Annotated in this window: 5 protein-coding genes; all 5 read right to left on the reverse strand. The window is 27.1% G+C overall.

Annotated features, from left to right (window positions below):
• The coding region (locus FPG59_RS15075) for a hypothetical protein (RefSeq protein ID WP_140344691.1) at nucleotides 1-188 on the reverse strand (188 nt) is incomplete at its 3' end.
• 177 nt (nucleotides 189-365) lie between these two features.
• Nucleotides 366-857, reverse strand: a complete 492-nt coding sequence (locus FPG59_RS15080; protein WP_086455381.1) for a hypothetical protein — start codon at nucleotides 855-857, stop codon at nucleotides 366-368.
• Between the two features lie 181 nt (nucleotides 858-1,038).
• The gene (locus FPG59_RS15085; protein WP_086455382.1) at nucleotides 1,039-1,449 is read right to left on the reverse strand and encodes a hypothetical protein; all 411 of its coding nucleotides are present in this window, start codon (nucleotides 1,447-1,449) and stop codon (nucleotides 1,039-1,041) included.
• Between the two features lie 209 nt (nucleotides 1,450-1,658).
• Nucleotides 1,659-2,465, reverse strand: a complete 807-nt coding sequence (locus FPG59_RS15090) for an alpha/beta hydrolase (RefSeq protein ID WP_086455383.1) — start codon at nucleotides 2,463-2,465, stop codon at nucleotides 1,659-1,661.
• A gap of 372 nt (nucleotides 2,466-2,837) precedes the next feature.
• Nucleotides 2,838-3,325: WG repeat-containing protein (locus tag FPG59_RS15095; protein WP_140344692.1), on the reverse strand; the 488-nt coding region annotated here is incomplete at its 5' end.

Below are 3,325 nucleotides of genomic sequence, written 5' to 3' on the forward strand. Positions count from 1 at the left end.
TCATAAAATTTATTCAAAGTTTCCCAAGTTTTTTCTGATGGATTTTTAAAAGAATAAAATTGTAAAGAGTGTATGTTTTTCTCTTGAATTAGTATTTCAATATCTGATTCAAGCAAGTCTTTATAGATATTGATATTACCGCTAAAATTCCCCCACTTATCTTCTTTTTTTAAACTTGGTAAATTCATAGTTTGTTGTTAAAATGTCATATAGCGTTCTGGAACTACAGCGGGTTTGGGATTCAATTACGCACTCTATTCACGTTGCCAAATTTTCAATATACAAAACCAACTTTCCATTAAGTCAATTGCCCAAATCCGTTAGAGTGGGTATTGGGCGTTTGCTTTTTCTCGTTCAATTAATTTCTACTTATAATATTCATCTTGCATTTTTCTAAACTCTTTTTTTGAAAATTTAAATTTCGAATTTGAATATGGACTTAATTGATTAAGCATAAAAATTTTAACTGGCTCACTTATAAGAACGTCGTAATAATGTCCTTTAACCAAATTGTAGTCATTTAAGTGTCTATTAAATATTTTTCTTATATTTACATAATCTCTTTCGACTAAAGTTTTAAAAGCAATACAGCGCAACAAAGGAACTTCACATTCTGTAATTTGCACTAATTCGATATCAGTTAAATTGTTGCGGAAAATTTCATATTCTTTGTTTTGTTTTCCACTTCTATTAATTTCAAGATTGGTAAGTCTAAAATCCCAAATTATATTCTTTACTCGTTCATTTTTTATTATTTCTTTTAAAAGTATAGTTGGTTGAAAATGTTTTTCTTTTTCATCTTTTTTCGCGCAATTAAAAACCAATAAAACCATTAATGTCAGTATAATTCTTTTCATTAGAATAATTTATGTTAAAATCAAAAAGTATCTTTCTCGATTCTGCGGCAAAGTGAGGCCTAACGTTTTTAATATTGACTAAGTTTTTGATTTATGAATACTTAATTTCAACTAAACACTAATGTTTATTAGAATTCCTAATGTTCAATTTAGCACTAAACCTGCTATTTTGCCATGGCTGTTAGCGGTTCGGGCTTTTTTCTTTCGGGAGCAATATTGATCTATTATTTAATTCTATACATATAAAGTAACCGAAAATTACTCCGATTATTGACGCAACAATATCACTAAAATCAAAAGTTCTGTATGTTAAAACGTTTCCTTGTACAAGTTCGTAACCAATTAGACCTACTAAGGCAAAAAAAGCATTTTTTATGAATTTATTTTTGTTATAGAAATTTTGAGTGAAATAAAAAAACATAATTAGTAGTCCCGCAAAAAAGTTTGGTGATGTGTCTGATATTCCAAAATCTTGTATATGGTTCTCTGTTATATATTGTCTATAAATAGATTTAAATAAGATTGCAATTATTGTCAATGCAATAATAATTAGCCAAACATATTTACTCTCTTTTAAACTTATAAATTTCATTTTTATGCTTTTTAAATAGTTACTTTATTTTGTTAACGACTGTCTTTTAGGTCTATAAATATATTGAAATCCAACACCTTGCTAGTAGGCGATGGTCGGGGTAAATAAAGAAATTATTTTCGGTTTTTCACTGACTTTGCAAATACAAAACCAACTTTAAATTAAGCCCAAAACCTGCCATTTTTGTAAACTGCTTTTGTGCGATGCTCTTATTTTTTGTAAATGTATTTTAATCCATCCAACAAAGTTTGTAATCCTACTTCTGCATGACTTTGGTTTTTATAAAGCATATATTCTAATTTATTTTTGTCAGTTTTATTTCTACTAATAGTTTCGTTTATATACTCAGTATTTTGTAAATAACCGTTCATATCATTCTCTGCTACAGATAAATATAGTTTAGAAAATGAATATTTTTTTATTTTCTCAATTTCTTTTATAATATAAAATTCATCAAATAAAGAACTAGCACTTGCAATAATGTAATTATCAAAAACATTTGGTTTTAAAGTGAAAAAACTTAAAGCACCCAAACCACCTAAAGAATGACCAAATATTGTTTTTGAATTAAATTTAATATTCAACTTTTTTTCAACAAATAGAATAAGTTCTTCTTGAACAAATAAAGAATACTCATTAAACTTTCCCGTTCTTTTATATAAATCTTCACTATCTGAATAATTACTTTCTTTCTTTGCATTTGTTGGAGTGTAATATGTCCATCTACTTTCCATTGTACTTGGCAAAGAAACAATGATCAATTTAGGTGTTAATTTTCCAAATTCGTAAAGATTTGCCATATCACTTGCAAATCCAAAATATTCACTACCGTCTAACAATAAAACCATAGATAATGAATCTTTGTTTTTTTCGATTTCACGTGGCAGTCTTAATTGAACATTTACCGAATCTTTTAAAAATTCTGAAAATATTTTAAATTCGCTTCTTTCAGAATTAATCTGAGAATATGCAGAATTTGAAATTATTAATACAATTAAAAGCAATATTTTATTCATTTTTTATGTAGTATTTTGGTTTAGAGTTTTGCACAACTAGTATATAGGCCTAACAAAATCAAACACATCACACCCAAACCGGGTTGACTTGCCTGACTAACGTTATCATTTTGCTTTTGCTAATCTATATTTAAAACATTACAAATAAAAATATTTTTAAGTATATAATCTTACATGGTTTGTGCCCTTGTTCCTTTTGCAAAAATCTCCTCAAGCTTTTTCATTTTCGTAATAACTCTGCTGAAGTGGATTATTAACTGTGCCCATTCCAATTAGAAACTCTAAATTATTATTCATTAATATAATTTTCTAATCTTCTTACTTTGTGCGCATACTTTGTGTGTACAAAATGCAAATCCGAGTGATTGGATTTTATTCAACAAATCTTGCAAATCCATTTTTAATAGGATATAGTTGTTTATATTCTTTATTAATGATGCTTTCACCTTTTTCATTGATAAAAGTAAATTTTTCGTTATTTCCTAGTTTTACCAGCGCAATATTATTTATGAAAGGGAATGCTTCTTTATAAACATTTGAAATAAAAAAAATTCCTTTTTTGTCAATGTATCCGAATTTTCCATCTTTTTTTGCAACTGCAATTCCGTTACTAAAATCGCCATGCCAGCAAAATTCTAAATCAGGTTGAATAACTATTTGATTTGAGGAATTAATATAGCCAATTTTCTTACTATTTGTATCTTTACTAAAAAATGCTAAATCTTCATGAAAAGGATTCAAATGTTTATATTCAAAAGGAATGATTGTTAGATTATTTAGATCAATTGCTCCCCAAAAACCATCTTTTTCTGCAATTATTTTATTTTCTGAAATATTCTTAACTTGATCGTAGATTAAAG

The organism is Flavobacterium sp. FPG59 (assembly GCF_002150205.1).
GTDB lineage: Bacteria > Bacteroidota > Bacteroidia > Flavobacteriales > Flavobacteriaceae > Flavobacterium.